Origin of the sequence: Sorangium sp. So ce296, assembly GCF_051529605.1 — a bacterium.
In the GTDB taxonomy this organism is placed as follows: Bacteria; Myxococcota_A; Polyangia; order Polyangiales; family Polyangiaceae; genus Sorangium; species Sorangium cellulosum_D.
In genome coordinates this window covers 1327326-1345944 of record NZ_CP150325.1, presented here as the reverse complement: position 1 = coordinate 1345944, position 18619 = coordinate 1327326, and the positions used below count along the sequence as shown (strand labels likewise).

The 18619-nt window shown below is 73.8% G+C and carries 18 protein-coding genes; 15 read left to right on the top strand and 3 right to left on the bottom strand.

Translation table 11 applies throughout. The annotated features are described in order from the left end of the window. The first annotated feature begins 190 nt into the window (after positions 1-190). The 6 genes from WME98_RS05015 to WME98_RS04990 all read left to right on the top strand — a co-directional run bounded on the left by WME98_RS05015 (position 191) and on the right by WME98_RS04990 (position 5549). Positions 191-853 (top strand): hypothetical protein, encoded by a 663-nt coding sequence (locus WME98_RS05015; RefSeq protein WP_437332397.1) that lies wholly within the window; start codon positions 191-193, stop codon positions 851-853. Between the two features lie 60 nt (positions 854-913). Next, positions 914-1561: an HAD family hydrolase gene (locus WME98_RS05010; protein WP_437950232.1), complete on the top strand. Its 648-nt coding sequence runs from the start codon at positions 914-916 to the stop codon at positions 1559-1561. Positions 1562-1717: 156 nt separating this feature from the next. Further along, on the top strand, positions 1718-2695 hold the full coding sequence (locus tag WME98_RS05005) for a hypothetical protein (RefSeq protein ID WP_437950231.1): 978 nt from the start codon (positions 1718-1720) through the stop codon (positions 2693-2695). A gap of 190 nt (positions 2696-2885) precedes the next feature. Continuing rightward, positions 2886-3488 (top strand): RNA polymerase sigma factor, encoded by a 603-nt coding sequence (locus WME98_RS05000; RefSeq protein WP_437950230.1) that lies wholly within the window; start codon positions 2886-2888, stop codon positions 3486-3488. Then, positions 3485-4264 carry a hypothetical protein gene (locus tag WME98_RS04995; protein WP_437950229.1) on the top strand — a complete coding sequence of 260 codons (780 nt, stop codon included), beginning with the start codon at positions 3485-3487 and terminating at the stop codon, positions 4262-4264. Before WME98_RS05000 ends, WME98_RS04995 begins: the two co-directional genes overlap by 4 nt. A gap of 10 nt (positions 4265-4274) precedes the next feature. Then, positions 4275-5549 carry a glycosyl hydrolase family 8 gene (locus WME98_RS04990; protein WP_437950228.1) on the top strand — a complete coding sequence of 425 codons (1275 nt, stop codon included), beginning with the start codon at positions 4275-4277 and terminating at the stop codon, positions 5547-5549. Between the two features lie 101 nt (positions 5550-5650). Here the strand turns inward: WME98_RS04990 and WME98_RS04985 are convergent, their stop codons facing one another. Both WME98_RS04985 and WME98_RS04980 read right to left on the bottom strand, forming a co-directional pair. Further along, positions 5651-6424, bottom strand: a complete 774-nt coding sequence (locus WME98_RS04985) for a class I SAM-dependent methyltransferase (protein ID WP_437950227.1) — start codon at positions 6422-6424, stop codon at positions 5651-5653. 64 nt (positions 6425-6488) lie between these two features. Next, positions 6489-6932, bottom strand: a complete 444-nt coding sequence (locus WME98_RS04980) for a hypothetical protein (protein ID WP_437950226.1) — start codon at positions 6930-6932, stop codon at positions 6489-6491. A 190-nt stretch (positions 6933-7122) separates the two neighbouring features. On the opposite strand from WME98_RS04980, the gene WME98_RS04975 reads away from it, so the two are divergent. After that, entirely contained in the window at positions 7123-8241 is a 1119-nt protein-coding gene (locus WME98_RS04975) for a purple acid phosphatase family protein (RefSeq protein ID WP_437950225.1), read from the top strand. Positions 8242-8277: 36 nt separating this feature from the next. Here WME98_RS04975 and plsY read toward each other — a convergent pair whose 3' ends face one another. Continuing rightward, positions 8278-8928 carry a glycerol-3-phosphate 1-O-acyltransferase PlsY gene (gene plsY, locus WME98_RS04970; protein WP_437950224.1) on the bottom strand — a complete coding sequence of 217 codons (651 nt, stop codon included), beginning with the start codon at positions 8926-8928 and terminating at the stop codon, positions 8278-8280. A gap of 32 nt (positions 8929-8960) precedes the next feature. On the opposite strand from plsY, the gene WME98_RS04965 reads away from it, so the two are divergent. From WME98_RS04965 to WME98_RS04930, 8 genes are all read left to right on the top strand, one after another. Next, on the top strand, positions 8961-9119 hold the full coding sequence (locus tag WME98_RS04965) for a hypothetical protein (RefSeq protein ID WP_437950223.1): 159 nt from the start codon (positions 8961-8963) through the stop codon (positions 9117-9119). 67 nt (positions 9120-9186) lie between these two features. Next, a complete protein-coding gene (locus tag WME98_RS04960) occupies positions 9187-10473 on the top strand; it encodes a patatin-like phospholipase family protein (RefSeq protein ID WP_437950222.1) in 1287 nt (428 codons plus the stop codon). Positions 10474-10640: 167 nt separating this feature from the next. Then, complete coding sequence (locus tag WME98_RS04955) at positions 10641-12770, top strand: bifunctional serine/threonine-protein kinase/formylglycine-generating enzyme family protein (RefSeq protein WP_437950221.1); 2130 nt, start codon at positions 10641-10643, stop codon at positions 12768-12770. Between the two features lie 303 nt (positions 12771-13073). Next, complete coding sequence (locus tag WME98_RS04950) at positions 13074-13760, top strand: STAS domain-containing protein (RefSeq protein WP_437950220.1); 687 nt, start codon at positions 13074-13076, stop codon at positions 13758-13760. 163 nt (positions 13761-13923) lie between these two features. Further along, the gene (locus WME98_RS04945; RefSeq protein ID WP_437950219.1) at positions 13924-14556 is read left to right on the top strand and encodes an RNA polymerase sigma factor; all 633 of its coding nucleotides are present in this window, start codon (positions 13924-13926) and stop codon (positions 14554-14556) included. Then, positions 14547-15824 carry a FecR domain-containing protein gene (locus WME98_RS04940; protein WP_437950218.1) on the top strand — a complete coding sequence of 426 codons (1278 nt, stop codon included), beginning with the start codon at positions 14547-14549 and terminating at the stop codon, positions 15822-15824. The genes WME98_RS04945 and WME98_RS04940 overlap by 10 nt, the downstream gene beginning before the upstream one ends. A gap of 77 nt (positions 15825-15901) precedes the next feature. After that, a complete protein-coding gene (locus WME98_RS04935; RefSeq protein ID WP_437950217.1) occupies positions 15902-16930 on the top strand; it encodes a hypothetical protein in 1029 nt (342 codons plus the stop codon). A gap of 73 nt (positions 16931-17003) precedes the next feature. Continuing rightward, a complete protein-coding gene (locus tag WME98_RS04930) occupies positions 17004-18551 on the top strand; it encodes a hypothetical protein (protein WP_437950216.1) in 1548 nt (515 codons plus the stop codon). Positions 18552-18619: the final 68 nt, after the last annotated feature.

The window sequence follows — 18619 nt, the reverse complement described above, 5'->3', positions numbered from 1 at the left end:
AGGGGAGCCTGTCATGAGAGCCACGTACCGGAACGATGAGGACGTCGCGCGGTTACATATCGAATCGCTCCTCGCGCGCCACCGCCATCAGGTCGACGCCATCCCGGAGCACCTCCGTCGCCTCTACGCCCGCCGCGCCGCCCGGTCGCTGGCCGGCCAGGTCGCCCTCGGCGGCGCGGTTCTGGTGGCCATGGCCGCGGGCGCGCCCCCCCTCCTCGGCGTCCTCGATGACGGCGCCGCCACGATCACGCTCCTCGCCGCGTGGGCGACGTCCGCGCTCGCCTACGTCGTGGGCCGGGAGCTCGCCGACGGGAGGCTCCGGCGGGCGCTCTCCCGCGAGATCCAGCAGAGCGGCGACGTGCACGCGGATCGCGCGAGGCTCGAGGCCGCGGCGCCCGAGGCGTGCGTGCGCGGCATGATCGACGCCGAGGAGCGCCGCAGCGTCGCGCTCCCCCTCGCCGGCGCCGTGGTGCTCGCGCCGCTCACGCTGCACTTCGCGATCTACTGCTGCCTCGGCGGCTGGTTCGCGACGTGGAGCGAGCTGGTCGAGGACTTCGACGGATGGGTGCGCCTCTCCCTGGTCCTCGTGGGCCACGTGCACGCCGTCGTCGCGTACCTCGCGTTCCGCCACGCGCGGGAGATCCACGCGGCGTCGACGCCCGATCTCGCCGCCGGCGCGCCCCGGGGCGCGGTCCGCGCGCTCGGCTACGCGGCGCTCGCGAGCCTCTTGCCGGGTGGGATTCTCTACCTCATCCCGCCGCTCATCGTCCTCGCCACGGGCGCCGTGATCCTGCCCGCCTTCGCCCTCGCCCGCCGCCGCGCCCTCGCCGAGCGGCAGCTCATCGAGGGGTGACGCGCGCGCTCCGCGGCCCTCTCTTGCCGGCACGGAGGGGCGGCGCTAGGAACGCCCCGCGTGTTCAAGGCGATCCTCTGGGATAACGACGGCGTCCTCGTCGACACGGAAGGGCTCTACTTCCAGGCGACGCGCGAGACGATCGCGTCGGTCGGCGTCGAGCTCACCGCCGAGGACTACCGTGAGCTGTTCCTCGTCGAGGCGCGCGGCGCCTGGCACCTCTGCAGCGCGCGCGGCGTCGACGAGGCGGGGGTGCGGCGGCTGGCCGACGAGCGGGATCGCCGGTACCTCGAGCTCATCGCGCGCGGAGATCCCCTGTTGCCGGGGGTGCGCGAGGTCGTCTCCGCGCTCGCCGCGCGCTTCCGCATGGCCATCGTCACGAGCAGCAAGCCCGAGCCGTTCCACCGCGCGCACGCGGCGACGGGGCTGCTCCGGTGGTTCGAGTTCGCGCTCACGCGGGAGCAGTACGCGCGCGCAAAGCCGGATCCCGAGCCGTACCGGGTCGCCTGCGAGCGGCTGGGGCTCGCCGCGCGCGACGTGCTCGTCATCGAGGACTCCGAGCGCGGGCTCCGGTCGGCCAAGGCGGCGGGCCTGACGTGCTGGGTCGTCCCGTCGCCGCTCACCGCGGCGTCGGATTTCACCGGCGCGGACGCGGAGCTCGGCTCGCTGCGCGAGGTGCTCGAGCGACTCGGGGGAGCGCGCGCGTGATCGCACGCTCGCACGATGAGGTCGCTCACGGCGCCAGCCCGGTCACCCCCACCGCCGCGCGGCGCGACGCGCGGACGAGTGGATTTTTGCACGACCCCGGCGAGGAGCGCATGAGCTTCTGGCGGTTCGTGAGCGGTTCGTGGCACCTTCGGGCCCGTGGCTTCCGGTGACGGCATCTCGTTCATCGAGCTCGTCGTCCTCGGCTGGTCCTCGGCCACCGCGGCGCCGACGCCGATCCCCATCCGCGTCGACTTCGACGCGCCGGCCGACTGCGCGACGGTCGACGATCTCTACGAAGCCATCCACGCCCGCTCGGATCGCGTGCGGAAGGCGGAGGACGGGGAGGGCGGCTGGGGCCTCCGCGTCCGGCTGACGCGCGGCGGGTCCGGGGTCCACGGCGAGCTCCGTGTGATCCACGAGCGCGGCGAGACGGACACGCGCACCGTCGACGCGACCTCGTGCGAGGTCGTGGTCCAGGCGCTCTCGCTCACCGCGGCGCTGGCGCTCGACGAGGCGGCCGAGGAGACCGCGCCCCTGCCGCCGCCCCCGCCGCCTGCGCCGCCCCCGCCGCGGCCGGTCCAGCCGCCGCCCGCGGCCCCGCGCCCGTGGCCGCCGATCACGTTCGGGGTCGGCGCGCAGCTCCTGGTGACGCAGGTCGTCTCTCCCTACGCGAGCCTGGGCGGCGCGCTCGTCGCCCGCGCGACCGCGCACACGGACGGCGCGCTGAGCCCTTCGCTCGGGCTCTCGCTGAACTACGCCCGAAACGATATCCTGCAGGGCACCGACAACGCGTTGATACACTGGGCGGCCGCTGCCCTCACCGCCTGCCCCCTCCGCTGGCAGATCGCCGATTTCCTCAGCGCAGAGCCGTGTGTCGTGGTCACCGGCGGCTGGTTCACGGCGACGGCGGAAGACGTGTCGCACCCGCGCTCCGCCGTGCGATCGTGGTGGAGCGCCGGGGCCCTCGCGCGCGCCGCCGTGCCGCTCGGCGGGGGCACCGCCATCGAGATCGAAGTGGGGGCCGGCGTGCCGCTCGTTCGTCGGAGCTTCACCATTTCCCTGCCGGCGGAAACCGTGGGCGAAACTCCTGTGATTTCGCCGCTGGCGGGCGTCGGGATCGTGCACAGTTTCTGAGGCTGGACTTCCGTGATCACTTCGATGCAGCCTGGGAATTATGGGACATGGACGTCATCTGGAAGCAGCGCGTCGCGGAGGCTGCCCCTCGCAAGCCGGGGCACCTGGTCCGCGCTCGCTGCTGCCGGACGTCGCTCCTTCGGAACTCGAGTCCACGGGTCTCAGGCCTCGCCTCCCGCTGAGCGGAAACATGGTCGTCGAGGTCATGACATCGCCTGCTTTATCTGACCTGGAGCCGGCGAGCGTGAAGCCTTCGGCAGAGAGCTTGAGACAGCGAGACGCGCGACTGCGCCGGATGGTGGACGCCCATCTCGACTTCATCGGGCGGGTGCTCCGCAACGCGGGGACCCCGGCCGCCGAGATCGACGATGCGGTGCAGCGCACCTTCATCGCCGCAGCCCAGCGGCTGGACGACGTCCGGCCGGGGGCGGAGAAGAGCTTCCTTCTCCAGACCGCGCTTCATGTGGCAGCCCACGCGCGACGCAGCGCTGCGCGTCGGCGGGAGTTCCCGGCGGCCGAGCCGCCGGAGGTCGTGGACGCCGCGACACCGGAGCAGCTTACCAGCCAGAAGCACGCGCGGCAGATGCTAGACCAGGTCCTCGACGAGATGGAGTCGGACCTGCGGACCGTGTTCGTGCTGTACGAATTCGAGGAGATGAGCATGGTGGAGATCGCCGGCGTGCTGGGGATCCCGCAGGGTACCGTGGCCTCTCGGCTACGAAGGGCCAGGGCCGATTTTCGAGAGCGCGTCCGAGCGCTCGAGCTCGTTTCGACGAGCGAGGTGAGACGATGAGCGAACCACGCCGCCTGCTGGAAGAGAGCGACAGCCCGCTCGAGCGCGCGCTGCTGAGCGCCGGCGCGTCGTACCAGACTTCACCGGAGACGCGCGCGAAGACGCTGGCCGCGCTGGGGATCGCCGGCGCCGCCGCGCTCTCGGCCAGCGTCGCAGCGCCCGCCGCGGTCTCCGCGGCGGGGACGGCCGTCGCGTCCTCGTCGGTCGCCGTGAAGCTCGGCTGGACGAAGATCCTCGTCGCGCTCTCGACGGTGGGCGTGCTGGCCGGCATCCCCGCCGGCTACCTCGCCTGGCGCGGGTATCAGGCGCCGGAGCTCGTCGCGGTCCACCGCTTCGGCGGCGCGCTCGCGGGACCGGTCGGGCGGGTCGCGGCGCGCCCGGCGCCCGTGGCGGCGCCGGCGCCCGCGCCGCCGGCGGAGGCTGAGCCGGAGGAGACCCCCGCCCCGGCGCGCGCTGGCAGCAGCGGCGGCGCGGCCTCCAGGGTCGACCCGAAGCCCGCCTCCTCGAGCGCGGCCCTCAAGGCGGAGCTCAGCGCGCTGGACGCGGCGCGCTCGACGCTGGCGAGCGGGAACGCGCAGGGCGCGCTCACGCTCCTGGACGCCTACTCCAAGGAGCACCCGCGCGGCCGCCTCGGGCTCGAGGCCGAGGTCCTGCGGATCGACGCGCTCGCGAAGAGCGGCCGGCTCGACGCCGCGTCGCAGCGCGCGAAGGCATTTCTACAACGACATCCGAACAGCGTGCTCGCTTCCAGGGTACGACGCTATGTGAACGACTAAACTCCGGGTCATGCGCTGTCCCGTCCTCCTCCGCTTGTTCCGCGCAGCATCGGGCATTGCCTGTGGCTCGTTGGCGCTCTGCGCGCTGCCCGCGTGCGGGCTCACGGTGGACTGGCTCGGCTACGACCGGATGACCAGCGACGAGCTCCGCCCGCTGACCGGCCCACAGGAGTACCCCAACGCGCTCAGCGACGTGCTGGGCAAGTCGGACGAAGAGATCGCGTCGAAGATCGACGCGACCTTCCGGCAGCTCTTCTACGGCGATAAGTTCAACGAAGCCATCTTCTACACGGACGCCTACGACGCCGAGCGGGCTTACATCTGGGACACCCTGCACGGGCAGGTGCGCACCGAGGGCATGGGCTTCGGGATGATGATCACCGTCCAGCTCGGCAAGCGGGAAGAGTTCGATCGGCTCTGGAGATACGCCAAGGAATGGCACGAGCACACGTCCGGCCCCAAGCAGGGCTATTTCGTGTCGTTCTGCGACGTGCCGTGGAGCGAGAAGCCGGTGTTCTGCTCCGATCCCTTCGGTCTCCAGCAGCTCGCGATGGCGCTGCTGTTCGCCCACGGTCGCTGGGGGAGCGACACCGGGACCATCGACTACGGAGCGGAGGCGATCGCCTTGCTCGAGGTGATGCAGCACAAGGAGACGCTGAACGGGGGCGTCGATGACGGCGTGACGAACACCTTCGATCCGGAGACGAAGCTCGTCTTCGACGTCCCGAACGTCGAAGCCGCGGACACGACCCGCCCCTCCCTCGAGATGCCGGCCTACTACGAGCTCTGGGCGCAGGCCACGGGCGACCCGTTCTGGTCCGAGGCCGCGGAGAGCGCGCGCGAGCACTGGAGGCGGACCGCGCACCCGATCACCGGGCTCATCCCGGTGCGCGCCCACTTCGACGGCACGCCGGTGACCGGCTCGGCGAACTTCGATTCGGAGTCCTACCGCACGCTGCTGAACCTCGCGCTCGACCAGATCTGGTTCGGGGTCGACCCGTGGCAGGTGGAGGAGGCCAACCGGCTGCTGGCGTTCTTCTCGAGGCAGGGCATCGACTGGTACGGCGGGGCCTACACGCTCGACGGCGTGCTGGTCGAGGCCAGGGACCCGGCGCTCGTCGTCACGAACGGCGTCGTCGGCCTCGTCGCGACGACCAGGGATCGCGCCGAGTACATCGAGGCGGCGTGGGCGGCCGAGCCGGCGACCGGATTGCCGCGCTACTACCCGGGGCTGCTCCACCTGCTCTCGCTGATCACGCTGAGCGGGCAGTTCCGCGTGTACTGACCGGAGGCGCGTCCTGCCCCGCGATCGCGCGGGATCGCTCGCGATCCAGGCCCCGGCGGGCACATCGCGGCTCGGGCGCAGCGCCGTCGCGCTCGGCGGGCTCACGCGAAGCGGAGGTGGAGGACGGGCGGCGCGCCTCCGTGCTGGTACAGGCGAGGCATCCGGCTCGCGTCGCGCAACGCTCGCCCGAGCGCGGTCGAGGCGTCGCCCTCGCAGAACGGGCGCAGCCGCGGATAGCGCGACACGGAGCCGTCCAGCGAGGGGAGCTCCAAGCAGGCGCGCGACCGCGGCGGGATCCGGAGCGGTGGCGACGCCTCGTGATCGAGGATGAGCTCCGTCCCCGGCGCGAGGCGCACGGAGGCCCGCGTGAGGAAGGCGTCGACGACCTCGGGCGGCTGGCGGGCCAGGGCGCCCTCGGCGATGAGGAGCGTCGGCACGTCGCCCGCGCCGCGGAGGCAGTCCATCCAGCCCGTGCACGCGATCGAGCAGCACCGCGCGACGGCGTGGCGGTCCGACGCGTGGCCGAGGCGATGCGCGCACTTGAACTCGGCGAGGTGGGGCGGATCGAGCTCCACCCAGCGGAGCGTCCCGTTGTCGACGCGCGAGAACCGCGTGCAGAGCCCGGCGTCGAGCGCGATGACGAGGCCGAGCGGGTTCCGCGCGACGTAGTCGCGGACGAGCCGATCGACCGCCATGGTGCGCACGGTCGAGGTGCGGAGCGCGCGGGCGTCGAAGCCCGCCGGGTCCACGTCGAGCGAGGCCAGCATCGCCTCGGCCCACGGGTCGGCGAAGCCGAGGTCCGGAAAGCGCACCCGCGCCTCGGCGCGCCCGACCAGCGAGAGCACCGCGTGCCTGGAGACCGCCGTGGAGATCATGCGCCCTCCCCGCGGCGCGGGGCGCGAGGCCGCGCGAGCGCGCGCGCCCCCGGGGGCCGGCGCGTCACGACGGCACCCCGCCGCCGCCGCGGACGACCTCGTCGACGAGCGCGCGCTCGAGGCGCAGCACCGCGGCCTTGTCCGGGAGCTTCGCCGCGAACAGGCCGCCGAGGAGCGTCACGAGCTTGTCGTAGTCGGGCGCCTGCGCCTTCCAGTTCGCGATCGGGTACGCCTCGTAGAGCCCGCGCGTGAGCCGCGAGGGCGTCAGCACCGAGACGCGCGCCTCCGGGTGCCAGAGCTGGAGGTGCCAGAAGCCGCGCGCGACGAAGTACTCGAACTTCCGCCCGACGAAGAGGCGCACCTCCCAGCCCGCGACGACCAGGGCGAGCTCGCGCTCGCGAGGATCGTGCGGCGGCGGCGGCCACCCCTCGTCGCGCGCGGGCTCCGCGGGGCGCGCGGGATCGGTCCGGCGCGGGGGATCCACGGCGAGCGGCGTGCGCGCGCTCACGAGAGCCCCGCCTGGGGCGCGTCGGACCCGGGGAAAGCGGCGAGCGCTGCGCATGGGGACGGGCTCGGGGCAGGGGGCATCTCTCGGCTCACGGGGGCTCCGTTGTTGATATTGAAAGTGATGTTCAACTTCGATAGGTGAACGTCTTGCGGGTGTCAAGCGAAAACGGCGCCGGCTAGAATGCGCGCCGATGGCACACTTCTGTCGTTTCTCCGGCGCTTTCCGGTCCTTTGCGGTCCTCGCCCTCTGCGCGTTGCCGGCCGTCGCCTCGGGCGCAGGCTGCGGTGTCGCGGACAGCGTGACGCCCCCCGTCGGCGTCGCGCCGGAGGGAGCGGGCGGCCGCTCGAGCAGCGAGGGCAGCGGTGGCGCGCCGAGCGGCGCCACGGACGAGGGGGGCTCCCAGGTCGACGGGGGCGCCGAGGTCGACGGCGCCGTGGGCGAGCCGTCCAGGGTCGTGAGGATCATCGCGATCGGCGACACCGGCGAGGGCAACCTCGCGCAGAACCAGGTCGCCGATCGCATGAGCGAGAAGTGCCTCGCGGTGGGGGGCTGTCACGCCGTGATGATGAACGGCGACAACTTCTACGATCACGGCGTGCTCGATACCGGCGACGCCCAATGGGGGCCGAAGTTCGAGCAGCCCTACGATCGACCGGGCCTGAACGGCCTCCCGTTCTACGCGGTCCTCGGCAACCACGATCACGGCCCCAGCAGCAGCGGCGTGCGGCAGGCGCAGATCGATTACTCGCTGCTGCCGGTGGGCGACGGGCCGGGAACGCGGATGACCGACAAATGGCGCATGCCCGCCGCGTATTACGATGTCCGCGTGGGGTTCGTTCATCTCTTCGGGATCGATACCGTCGACTTCACCTCCGATGAACAAGCGGTCGACATGAGCGCGCGGGTCGCCGCCTCGGACGCCCGGTGGAAGATCGTCTTCGGCCATCACCCCCGCTACACGTCGGGCGCTCACGCCGCCGACAATCAGCAGCTCGGGCTGGACGGGATGTTCGCCATGCAGCGCGCGATCTACTGCGGGGCCGACATGTACATGTGCGGCCACGACCACAATCTCGAGCTCATCGACAAGGGGCGCGACGAGCTCTGCCCGGACACCTATTTCGCCGTCAGCGGCGCCGGCTCGAAGACCCGCCCGTGGCTGACCTCGGCCCCGAACGAGCCCGGGCAGCTCTTCTATAACGACGAGACCGAGGCCTTCGCTTACCTGGAGTTCGAGGAGAACGTGCTGCGCTTCGAGTTCATCGACAAGCAAGGCGCGGTGATCTACGCGAAGACGATCACCAAGTGAGCTGGCGAGGCGCGCGGCCGCGGCCGGCCGGCGGCGTCAGCGCCGCTCGCCCTCGCGGGGCGCGCCGGCGCTCGCGCCGCCGTCGGGCCGCTTCCCGAAGGAGAGGGTGCTCTCGGTGCCCGCGAGGATCCGCCGCAGGTTCGGGATGTGCTTCAGCCAGATGAAGGCGCAGAGGAGGAGCGAGAGGCACAGCACCGGGGCGCCGCGCTCGTTGAGGAGCCAGAGGAGCGCCGGCAAGGCGAGCGCGCCGGCCAGGGAGCCGGCCGAGACCATCCGGGTCGCCCGCACGACGATCGCGAAGACGGCGAGCGTGACGAGCGTGGCCCGCGGCGCCAGCACGAGCAGGACACCGCAGGACGTCGCGACGCCCTTGCCGCCCCGCATCCCGAGGAACACGGTGTAGTCGTGGCCCAGCACCGCGGCGAGGCCGCCGGCCGCCGCGACCCACCCGCCCGGCGCGGCGGAGAGCCATGACGCGAGGGGACCGGCGACGAGCGCGCCCTTCGCCATGTCCGCGGCCAGGACGGCCAGCCCGGGCCTCCAGCCGAACGCGCGAAGGACGTTCGTGGCGCCGATGTTCCCCGAGCCCATGGCGCGGATATCGACGCCTTTGACGAACCGCGCAAAGAGGTAGCCTGTCGGGATCGCTCCGAGGAGGTAGGCAAGGACGAGGTAGATTGCCGTCATCGGGCGCCTCCGTGTCCGCGCGCGTGCGCGCCATGGCCACGTCCGCGCGCGTGCGCGCCATGGCCACGTCCGCGCGCGTGCGCGCCATGGCCACGTCCGCGCGCGTGCGCGCCATGGCCACGTCCGCGCGCGTGCGCGCCATGGCCACGTCCGCGCGCGTGCGCGCCATGGCCACGGCCACGGGTGTGTAGCATGGCGCCGCGCGAGGCGCGCTTTTCAGGGTCGGTGTCGCGCTGGCGATCGTGGTACTCTGCGAGCATGGCCCACGTCGCGCCCGCTTCGACCCGGTATGGCCGCGCCCCCAAGATCGCGCTCGTCCTGGCCGGCGGCGCCGCGCGCGGCGCTTACGAGGTCGGCGTCGTGCAGCACATCCTCGAGGAGGTCTCGCGCGACCTCGGCCGCGAGGCGCCGCTCGACATCCTGTGCGGCACCTCCGTCGGCGCCATCAACGTGTGCGGGCTCGCCGCGTTCGCGGACGAGGCGCGGAGCCGAGCCCGGCGGCTCGCCGCGGTGTGGACGCGCCTGCGCATCGACGACCTCGTGCGCCTCGACGTGCGCGGCGTGCTCGCCGTGGGGCACGACCTGCTCCGCGGCGGCGCCGCGGGCGCGCCCGCGAGCGGCGGCCACGCCTCGCTCCTCGACACGTCGGGCCTCGAGCGGCAGATCGCGGAGGCCGTCCCCTTCGAGCGGATCGACGGCCACCTCGAGCGAGGGCTGCTGTCGGCCGTCACCGTGTCGACGACGCTGGTCAAGAGCGGCCGCACCGTCGTCTTCGTCCACCGCCGCGAGCCAGGCCTGCCGCCCTGGAGCCACGACCCGACGATCTCCCCGCGCGCCACCGCGATCCGCGCCGAGCACGCCCTCGCCTCGTCGGCGCTGCCCATCCTGTTCCGCCCGGTGAGCATCGACGGCGAGCTCTACTGCGACGGCGGGCTGCGCCAGAACGTCCCGCTCTCGCCGGCGCGGCGCCTCGGGGCCGACGGCGTGATCGTCGTGAATCCGCGGTACATCGAGCCCGCCTCGGCCGCGACCGAGCGCGACGCGCCGGGCTTCCCCGGGCCGCTCTTCCTGCTCGGGAAGACGCTGAACGCGCTGATGCTCGACCGGATCGACAACGACCTGGCGCGGCTGGAGAGCATCAACGGCATCCTGGAGGCGGGGCGGCGCCGCTACGGGGAGGGCTTCGTCGACGCGCTGAACGAGCAGCTCGGGCTCCCGCCGGGGCGCGCGCTCCGGCCGCTGCGGTCGCTGCTCATCCGCGCCTCCAAGGACATCGGCAGCCTGGCGGCGGAGTTCGTGCGCTCGCCGGCGTTCCGCGCGCGGACCACGAGCGTGCTCGGCCGCGTGATGCGGCGCCTCGCCGAGGGGGACGAGCAGCGCGAGGCCGACTTCCTGTCGTATCTGCTCTTCGATGGGGAGTTCGCGGGGCGGCTCATCGAGATAGGCCGCGCGGACGCGCGGGCGCGGCACGAGGAGCTGTGCGCGTTCTTCGAGCGGGCGCTGAGCTGGGGCGGGGCGGAGGCGCGGGCGCGCGAAGGGGGCTGAGGGACACAGGCCTCCTCCGGAGCGTCCGCACCTCTAGGGCGCCGAAACGCGATGAGCGCGACTGAGGCCTCCGTGCGCGAACACCGCGCGATTACCCCACGATTCACGCGCGATGACGGCACGATCTCCGCGCGGCCGCAGCGCCCGGTGTAGACTCGCGCCGCGAGATGGCACCTTCGGATCCGTTCGGCTGGGTGGGCGCGACGATCGGCGGCAAATACCGGCTCGACGCCGTGGTCGGCGAGGGCGGGTTCGGGGTCGTCTACCGCGGCCATCACCTCGGGTTCGACGAGCCGGTCGCGGTCAAGTGCCTGAAGGCGCTCGGATCGCTGGCGCCGGCCGAGCGCGAGGCGTTCCAGCGGATGCTCCTCAACGAGGGCCGGCTCCTCCACCGCCTCTCCCGCGCGAGCGCCGGCATCGTGCAGGCCCTCGACACGGGCGCCGCGGTCTCGCCGTCGGGCGAGTGGACGCCCTACCTCGTGCTCGAGTGGCTCGAGGGCGCGCCGCTCGACCACGACATCGCCGCGCGGCGCGCCGGCGGCGGGGCGGCGCGCCCCCTCGCCGAGGCGATCGCCCTGCTCGCGCCCGCGGCGCACGCGCTCGAGGTCGCGCACGCGCAGGGCGTCGCCCACCGCGACATCAAGCCCGCGAACCTGTTCCTCACGGACATCGGCGGCCGGCGCACGCTGAAGGTCCTCGACTTCGGCATCGCCAAGGTGCTCGGCGAGCTCTCGAGCATGACGCAGGCGATGGCCGAGACGGGCGGCGCCCTCCGGGCCTTCACCGTCCACTACGGCGCGCCGGAGCAGTTCCACCAGCGCTTCGGCGCGACCGGGCCGTGGACCGATGTCTTCGCGCTCGCCCTGGTGCTCATCGAGGTGGCGTCGGGCGACCGCGCCCTCCTCGGGAGCGACGTCACGCAGCTCTACATCGCCGCGACCGATCCGGCGTTCCGCCCGAGCCTGCGCGGCGCGGGCGTGAGCGCGCCCGAGGCCGTCGAGGCGGTGGTGCGCCGCGCGCTCGCGGTCGAGCCGCGCGAGCGCTACCGCACGGCGGGCGAGCTCTGGGGAGCGCTCGAGGCCGCCATGGCCGGGGCGGCCGCGTCCGTCGGCGCGGTCGTGCCTGCGGCGGGCGCGGCGCCGGGCCTGGCGGATACGGCGGTCGCGAGCGCGGCCGTCGTCGCGCCGGGCCCGGCGGGCGCGGCATCCGCGCTGGAGGCGCCCCGCGGCCTTGCCGGCGCGCCGCCCGCTCTCGCCTCGACGCTCGCCCCCGGACCCGCGCCACCGCGCGCGCCCCTCACCACGATGCGCGGCATCACCGCGAGCGCGCCGCCGCCGGGGTCGCTGCCTCCGGGCTCGCCTCCGGCCGCGCCCGCGACCGCCGCGTCCGCGCGGCGGCGCCGTCTGCTGCCCGCGGTCGTCTCGGCGGTCGCGCTGGCCGCCGCCCTCGGCGCGGGCGCCGTCGCGTTCTTCCAGCACCGCGCCCCCGACGACGCGCTGCCGGCGCGCGCGCGCGGCGGCCTGACCGCGCCGCCGGCCAAGGCGCCGCCCCCGCCGGACATGGTCCGGGTGCCCGCGGGCCGGTTCACGATGGGCAGCGCCAAGGGCGGCAAATCCGAGCGGCCGCCCCACGAGGTCACCCTGACCCGCGCGTTCGACCTCGATCGCACCGAGGTCACGGTCGCCGCCTACCAGCGCTGCGTCGACGCGGGCCGGTGCACGCCGAGCGGCCTGCACGGCCCCCGCGCCAGCGACGCGGACGTGGAGCAGCGCGGCGCGCTCTGCACCGCGGCGGATCCCGCGAAGGCGCAGCACCCGATCTCCTGCGTCGATCAGGCGCAGGCGGCCGCGTACTGCGCCTTCGTCGGCAAGCGGCTCCCGACCGAGGCCGAGTGGGAATACGCCGCGCGCGGCGCCGACGGCCGCGAGTACCCCTGGGGCAACGAGCCGCCGGGGTGCGCGCACGCCGTCGTGTCGCGGCCCGCCGGGCAGGGCTGCGGCGCGCTCGGCAAAGGCACCCAGGAGGTCGGCTCGGCCACGGCCGGGGCGAGCGCGTCGGGCGCGCTCGACATGGCGGGCAACGTCTGGGAATGGGTGGCCGACGGCTGGGACCCAGGCGCCTACGCGAAGGGCGCCCAGACGGATCCCCAGGTGCCGGCGACCGGCAGCAAGGGCGTGCTCCGCGGCGGATCGTGGGATTTCTCGGCGAGCACGGCGAAGTCGACCTTCCGCCTGGCGTTCGACCGCGAGGCGGGCGACGTCTCGACCGGGTTCCGCTGCGCCCGCTCGCTCGATTGATCGCGGGCTGCCGGGGACGCGCGAGCGGCCTCGACGCTGCCGGCCGGGCGAGCAGGTTCCTTCCAGCCGCGATGAAGATGGGCTATCTGTTTGACCTTGGTCGAAGGTAGATTCACACGTCGAGCGGCGAGATAGGATATCTGGACAGGTGTGGTCGTGTGGTCCAGCGCGCGGTGACGTCGTTGCGAGCGCGTCCGCGCGCAGGCCGCCGGCGACGCCGGCGCCGCGCCGCAGCGACATCGCACCGAGGCCCCCGGTCAACCTTTGTCGAGCGCAGAGGAGCCCATGCAAGAATCCGAGAACATGATCTCTTTCGAGGAGCGCCGGATGCAGCGCGTCATCGATGCTGTCGCGCTCGCGTCGACGGGAGAGGTCGAGCTCGCCCTGAAGCAGCTCGGGGCCGTCGAACAGGATGCCTTCGGGGTGGTCGAGGAGGCGCTGCGGGTCTTTCTCTCCGAGCTCTCCGCGACCGCGGAGCAGAACGCGCAGGCGCTCGCCGCGCTCGCTGCCTCCAAGCGCGAGCTCGAGAGCCAGCTGGAGACCATCCAGCGCCAGGAGTACGCCATCCGGGAGCTCTCGGTGCCGATCATCGATATCTGGCATGGCATCCTCACGCTCCCGCTCGTCGGGCTCATCGACTCGGTGCGGGCCGTCGAGGTGACCGATCGGCTGCTCGCCCGCGTGGCGGACGACAGCGACGTCGAGTGGGTGATCCTCGACCTCACCGGCGTCACGGTCATCGACTCGATGACCGCCCAGCACCTCGTCAAGCTCGCCCAGGCGGTGCAGCTCCTCGGCGCTCGCTGCGTCCTCACCGGGCTGGGCGGCCACGTCGCCGAGACGCTCGTGGCGATCGGCGTCTCGTTCGACGAGCTGAACCCGATGCGCAGCCTGCGGGAGGGCCTCAGGTTCTGCCTGGCGCAGCGCAGGGCGGGCGGCGCCGCCCTGGCAGCGCACGGGGAGCGCGCGACACCCCGCACGCAGACCTAGCGTCGGCGCGCGGTCGCCTCGCCAGCGGGCGCGCGCGGGCTGGCCTGCGCCACCTCGGCGCGCATGCCGGTGAGCACGGCCTCCGTGCCGAGCAGGCTCAGCGCGCTCCGACGCCGGCGCTGAGCCGTCGCGACGGGGACCGGCCATTGAAGAGGCTACCGCGATGTCCGCGCACCTCCGCGTCGTCCGAAAGCCCCGCTCGCCGGATCCCCCTGTCGACGCGCAGCCCACCTTGCCCGAGGTCCTGCGCGGCCTGCACGCCCGGAATCCCGCGGCGGAGCGCCGCCTGCTCGACGCTTACGCCGGCCTCGTCGAGCGGATGCTGTTTCGCATCCTGGGCGATCTCCGGACCTTGGAGGATCTCGTGCAGGACGTGTTCGCCCGGGTGTTCTCCCGCATCGACGACGTGCGCGAGCCCGAGGCGTTGAAGCCGTTCATCTCCAGCGTCACCGTCTTCGTCGCGCGCGAGGCGATCCGCAAGAAGCGGCGGCACCGCTGGCTCGCGTTCTTCGCGAGCGACGAGCTGCCGGAGATCGCGGCCAGCGTCGATCCAGAGGCCCGGCAGGGGGTGCGCGCCTTCTATCGAGCCCTGGAGACGCTCGATCCCGACGAGCGGCTGGCCTTCACGCTGCGGATCGTCGAGGGCCAGGAGCTCGCCGACGTGGCCGCCGCTTGCAATGTGTCGGTGGCGACCGTCAAACGCCGGCTCCAGCGCGCGGAGGCCGCGTTCGTCGAGCGCTGCAAGAAGGATGAAGTGCTTGCCTCCTGGCTCGCGGAGGGCGACCGATGGACGTGAGGACCAAGGACATCGCGGCCCTGGGGCGCCGGGTCGCCGCGCACCAGGACGCCGCGCTCGAGCGGCTGGCGCGGCCCGGAGCGGCAGATCGGCTCCAGGCGATCTACCGCAAAGAGGCCGCGCTCTCGCTGCGCGAAGGGGCGGCTCGCTCCCCGCGGCGGCGGCTCGGCTTCGCGCTCGCTGCGGCGTGCGTCGCCGCTTCCGCCCTCTTCTTCGCGCTGTCCCGGCCGCGCGACCCGTTGACCTACCGGGTCGACGGATCGCCCGGCGTCGTGGGCCGGTGGGTGGCTGCGGACGCGTCGCGCGTCGGGCTCGACTTCTCGGACGGCTCGCGCGTGGACCTCGCGTCGGGGACGCGCGCCCGTGTGACCGAGGTCGGCCCGCTCGGCGCCGGGGTCCTCCTGGAGCGCGGATCGCTGCACGTGCGCGTCGTGCATCGCGACGACACCCGGTGGGTGGTGGCGGGAGGGCCGTTCGAGGTGCACGTGATCGGCACCGAGTTCGACGTCACGTGGGACACCGAGGCCGAGGAGCTCGCGGTCTCGATGAGCGCCGGGCGCGTGCGCGTGCTGGGCTCTTGCGTCGAGCCGCCGGGGCGCGCCGTCGCCGCGCCCGAGTCGATCCGGCTGACGTGCGCGGCCCCCCGCGCCGCCGCGCCGCCTCCGGCGCCCGATCCCGAGGCGAGCCCGCCCGCTGACCCGCCGGCCCTCCCCCCGAGCGCGAGCGCCGCCGCGCCAGCGCCGGCGGCGCCTCCTGCGCCGCCGGCCCGCGCGGAGGCGCCCTCGGCCGCGGCCCCCGCCGGGGGCTGGCGCGCGCACCTCGCCGCGGGCAAGCTCGCCGAGGCGCTCGCGGACGTGGAGCTCCTCGGCATCGACGCGGTGCTCGAGCGCGCCGCCGGCGCGGAGCTCGTCGAGCTCGGGTCCGCGGCGCGGCTCGCGCGCAAGCCGGACGTCGCGGCCCGGTTCTACCAGACGGCGCGAGCGCGGTTTGTCGGGAGCGACGCCGCCGCCGTGGCGGCGTACCACCTCGGCCGCATGGCGTTCGACGGGCGCGGCGCCTGGGCGGAGGCCGAGCGCTGGTTCGCCGTGTACCTCGCGGAGAGGCCGCGCGGCGCGCTGGCGCCGGAGGCGCTCGGCCGCTCCATCGAGTGCGCGACGAACCTGAAGCTCCACGCGCGCGCCCGCGAGCTCGCCGCGCGCTACCTCGCGGCCTACCCGAACGGCGCCCACGCCGGGCTCGCGGCGACGCTCGCCGGTGGGGCCGATTGACGCTGCGCCCGCGCGCGTCACGGGCGTCGGGACGGCGTCGGCGGAGCCTGTCCGGAGCGCGCGCCGCGGCGCGCCCGATGGGCGGCGCGCTCGTCGCGCTCTTGGCGTCCCTGGCGCTCGCGGCGCCGTGTTTCGCCGACGAGCGCTCGCCGATCACCGTCGTCGCCGGTGTGCGCGGCGCGCTGGCGCACCGGCTCTCGCAGGAGCTCGAAGCGGCGGGCTTGCCGGTGCAGGTCGAGGTGAGCCCGGTGGCGGTCGCGCCCGGCGGGCTGCTCATCGTCGTCCCCGAGGGGGACGAGGGGGCGATCGAGATCTGGTCGGCGTCGGGCGGCCGGGCGGATCTCGTCGCGAGCGTGGCGCCTGACGGCCCGCTCGACACCCGGGTGCTCCGCGCGGCGGAGCTGGTGCGGGCGCTGCGGTCGCCGGCCGGCGCCCCCGCCGACGCCACGCCGGCGGCGGTCGCGCCGGCGCCGCTCCCGCCCGCGCCCGTCGCGCCTTCGGCCGTGGCCGTGGGGCCCGGCGACGCGTGGCGGAGCCCGCCGCTCGGCGCGTGGGGGCCTCCGGCGCCCGCGTTCCCGGTGCCCGCGGCGCCGCGGGCCGCGCTCGTCGATGTGGGCGTCGCGGTGGCCGTGGGGTGGCAGACGCCGGGCGTGTCGCTGGCGCTCGATGCCTCGCTCCGGATCTGGCCTTCGGCCCGGGTCGGCGTCGGGCTCCTCGCGGACCTGCCGCTCGCCGGCCCGACGATCGACGCGCCGGAAGGCGAGGTCCGCTTTCGCGCCACGCTCCTCGGCGCCGAGCTCGTCCTCGCGCCCGTCGCGAGGACGGGCCGTTTCGGGCTCGTCCTGTCCCCTGGCGTGGGCCTCGCCCACGTGAGCGCGTCGGGCGAGGCGAGGCCGCCCTACCTCGACAGCGACGAGTCCGCGATCACCGCCCTCGTCTACGGGCGAGGCGAGGCGCGCCTCCGGCTCATCGACTCCCTGGTTCTCACGGCGGGCGCGCTCGGCGGCGCGGCGATTCCCCCTGTCGATATCCGGTTCGCGGGACGGGTGACCTCGACCTTCAGCCCGCTCGCGTCGTTCTCGCTCGGCGTCGTCGTCGAGCGGTGAGCCGCCGGCGCGGCAGGCGGCCATTCCTAGGAGCAGGACACGCGCTTCCTCAACCGAGATCGGAGAGTGCTCCTTGAAGCAGCTCATCGTACCTGGAACCATCGCGCTCAGCGTGCTTACGGCGGCATGCGACAGGATTCCGCTCGATCCCATTCGCGGCGATGACGCCGGCGGCGATGCCGCGGGAGAAGGCGGAGCCGGCAGCGGCAGCGCCGGCAGCGGCAGCGGCGCCGGCAGCGGCAGCAGCGCCGGCAACGGCAGCAGCGCCGGCAGCGGCGGCGCGCCGGGCACCGGCGATTCCCTCTGGAGCCTGCACTTCGGATCGACGGTGCGCCAGGCCAGCGTCTCCGGGGGCCGCATCGCCGTGGACGGGGCGGGCCACGTCATCCTCGCGATCGAGGTCGCCGAGGGCGTCGACCTCGGCGACGGCCCGCTCTCCACCGAGGGCCGCTCGGACGTCAGCCTCGCGAAATTCGGCGGGGAAGGGCAGCTCATCTGGCACAAGAGGCTCTTCGACGCGGGCTACGTGCAGGATGTCGCCGTCAATCCGGCGGGGCTCATCGCCCTGGCGGGACGCGCTCGCCAGACCAGCATCGATCTCGGAGGCGGCCCGCTCGTGGGCGGATCGCTCGACGCCTTCGTGGCCGTCTTCACGGCAGACGGAGAACACGTCTGGTCGGCTCGGAGCGGCGCAGGATCCTATGTAGTGTGGGACAGCATCGACGTTGACGCAGCCGGGAACGTGGTCGTGGCCGTGAGCTTCACGGGCCAGATCAGCCTCTGCGGACGCTCGCTGACCAGCGCCACCGTGGACGACTCGTACGTCGCGAAATTCGACCCCGCGGGGCATTGCCTCTGGGTCAAGCAGCTCGGCGCCACGGAGACGCACGACGTCGCGCTCGATGCGACGGGAAACGTCGCCCTCGCCGGGAGCTTCGGGTACGGCGACATGAAGACGATCGACCTCGGCGGCGGGCCGCTGACCTCCGCTGGCCGCGAGGACGTCTTCGTGGCGAAGCTCGACGCCGCCGGAGCGCACCTCTGGAGCAAGCGGTTCGGCGACGAGGCGCTCCAGAGGGCGTACGGCGTCGCGGTCGACGGCTCCGGAGCCGTGGTGATCGGCGGGACGTTCCTCGGGAGCGTGGATTTCGGCGGAGGCGCTCTGGTGAGCGCGGGCGGGTTCGATTTTCTCGAGCCCGGCTCGGTCACGTGGGGCGGCAACATGTTCGTGACCAGATTCGGCCCCGCGGGCGAGCTCCTGTGGGCCAAGCGCTTCGGGGAATACGGGCCTCAGACGGCGCTGGACGTCGCGGCGAACGTGGGAGGCGACATCGCCATCACGGGCCTGCTGTACGGCGACGTCGATCTGGGCACGGGCCTCATGGACTGCACCTACGGCGATGCCTTCGCCGCGAAGCTCGACGCGACGGGCACGGTGCGTTGGGCCAAGCACACCGGCGACAGGGGGCGCCAGTACGGCCAATCCACGGCCATCGACGCGACAGGCAGCGTGTTCGCCGCCGGGCCGTTCCTGGGCACGATCGACTTTGGCACGGGGCCGCTCGTGAACGCGCCGTCGGAGCCGTCCTCGGACTCCTTCCTCGTGAAGTTCGGGCCCTGAGGTCGCGGGCGGTGATCCGAGGGTCGACGTTCGTCGCGGGCAGGCGCCGAGCCATCGGTCGCGCGAGC

Coding starts and splice junctions, on each gene's coding strand:
- WME98_RS04995 (WP_437950229.1), top strand. CDS start 3,485: ATGAGCGAACCACGCCGCCTGCTGGAAGAGAGCGACAGCCCGCTCGAG.
- WME98_RS04990 (WP_437950228.1), top strand. CDS start 4,275: ATGCGCTGTCCCGTCCTCCTCCGCTTGTTCCGCGCAGCATCGGGCATT.
- WME98_RS04945 (WP_437950219.1), top strand. CDS start 13,924: ATGTCCGCGCACCTCCGCGTCGTCCGAAAGCCCCGCTCGCCGGATCCC.
- WME98_RS04985 (WP_437950227.1), bottom strand. CDS start 6,424: ATGATCTCCACGGCGGTCTCCAGGCACGCGGTGCTCTCGCTGGTCGGG.
- WME98_RS04960 (WP_437950222.1), top strand. CDS start 9,187: ATGGCCCACGTCGCGCCCGCTTCGACCCGGTATGGCCGCGCCCCCAAG.
- WME98_RS04955 (WP_437950221.1), top strand. CDS start 10,641: ATGGCACCTTCGGATCCGTTCGGCTGGGTGGGCGCGACGATCGGCGGC.
- WME98_RS04935 (WP_437950217.1), top strand. CDS start 15,902: ATGGGCGGCGCGCTCGTCGCGCTCTTGGCGTCCCTGGCGCTCGCGGCG.
- WME98_RS04940 (WP_437950218.1), top strand. CDS start 14,547: ATGGACGTGAGGACCAAGGACATCGCGGCCCTGGGGCGCCGGGTCGCC.
- WME98_RS05000 (WP_437950230.1), top strand. CDS start 2,886: ATGGTCGTCGAGGTCATGACATCGCCTGCTTTATCTGACCTGGAGCCG.
- WME98_RS04950 (WP_437950220.1), top strand. CDS start 13,074: ATGATCTCTTTCGAGGAGCGCCGGATGCAGCGCGTCATCGATGCTGTC.
- plsY (WP_437950224.1), bottom strand. CDS start 8,928: ATGACGGCAATCTACCTCGTCCTTGCCTACCTCCTCGGAGCGATCCCG.
- WME98_RS05015 (WP_437332397.1), top strand. CDS start 191: ATGGCCGCGGGCGCGCCCCCCCTCCTCGGCGTCCTCGATGACGGCGCC.
- WME98_RS04965 (WP_437950223.1), top strand. CDS start 8,961: ATGGCCACGTCCGCGCGCGTGCGCGCCATGGCCACGTCCGCGCGCGTG.
- WME98_RS04975 (WP_437950225.1), top strand. CDS start 7,123: ATGGCACACTTCTGTCGTTTCTCCGGCGCTTTCCGGTCCTTTGCGGTC.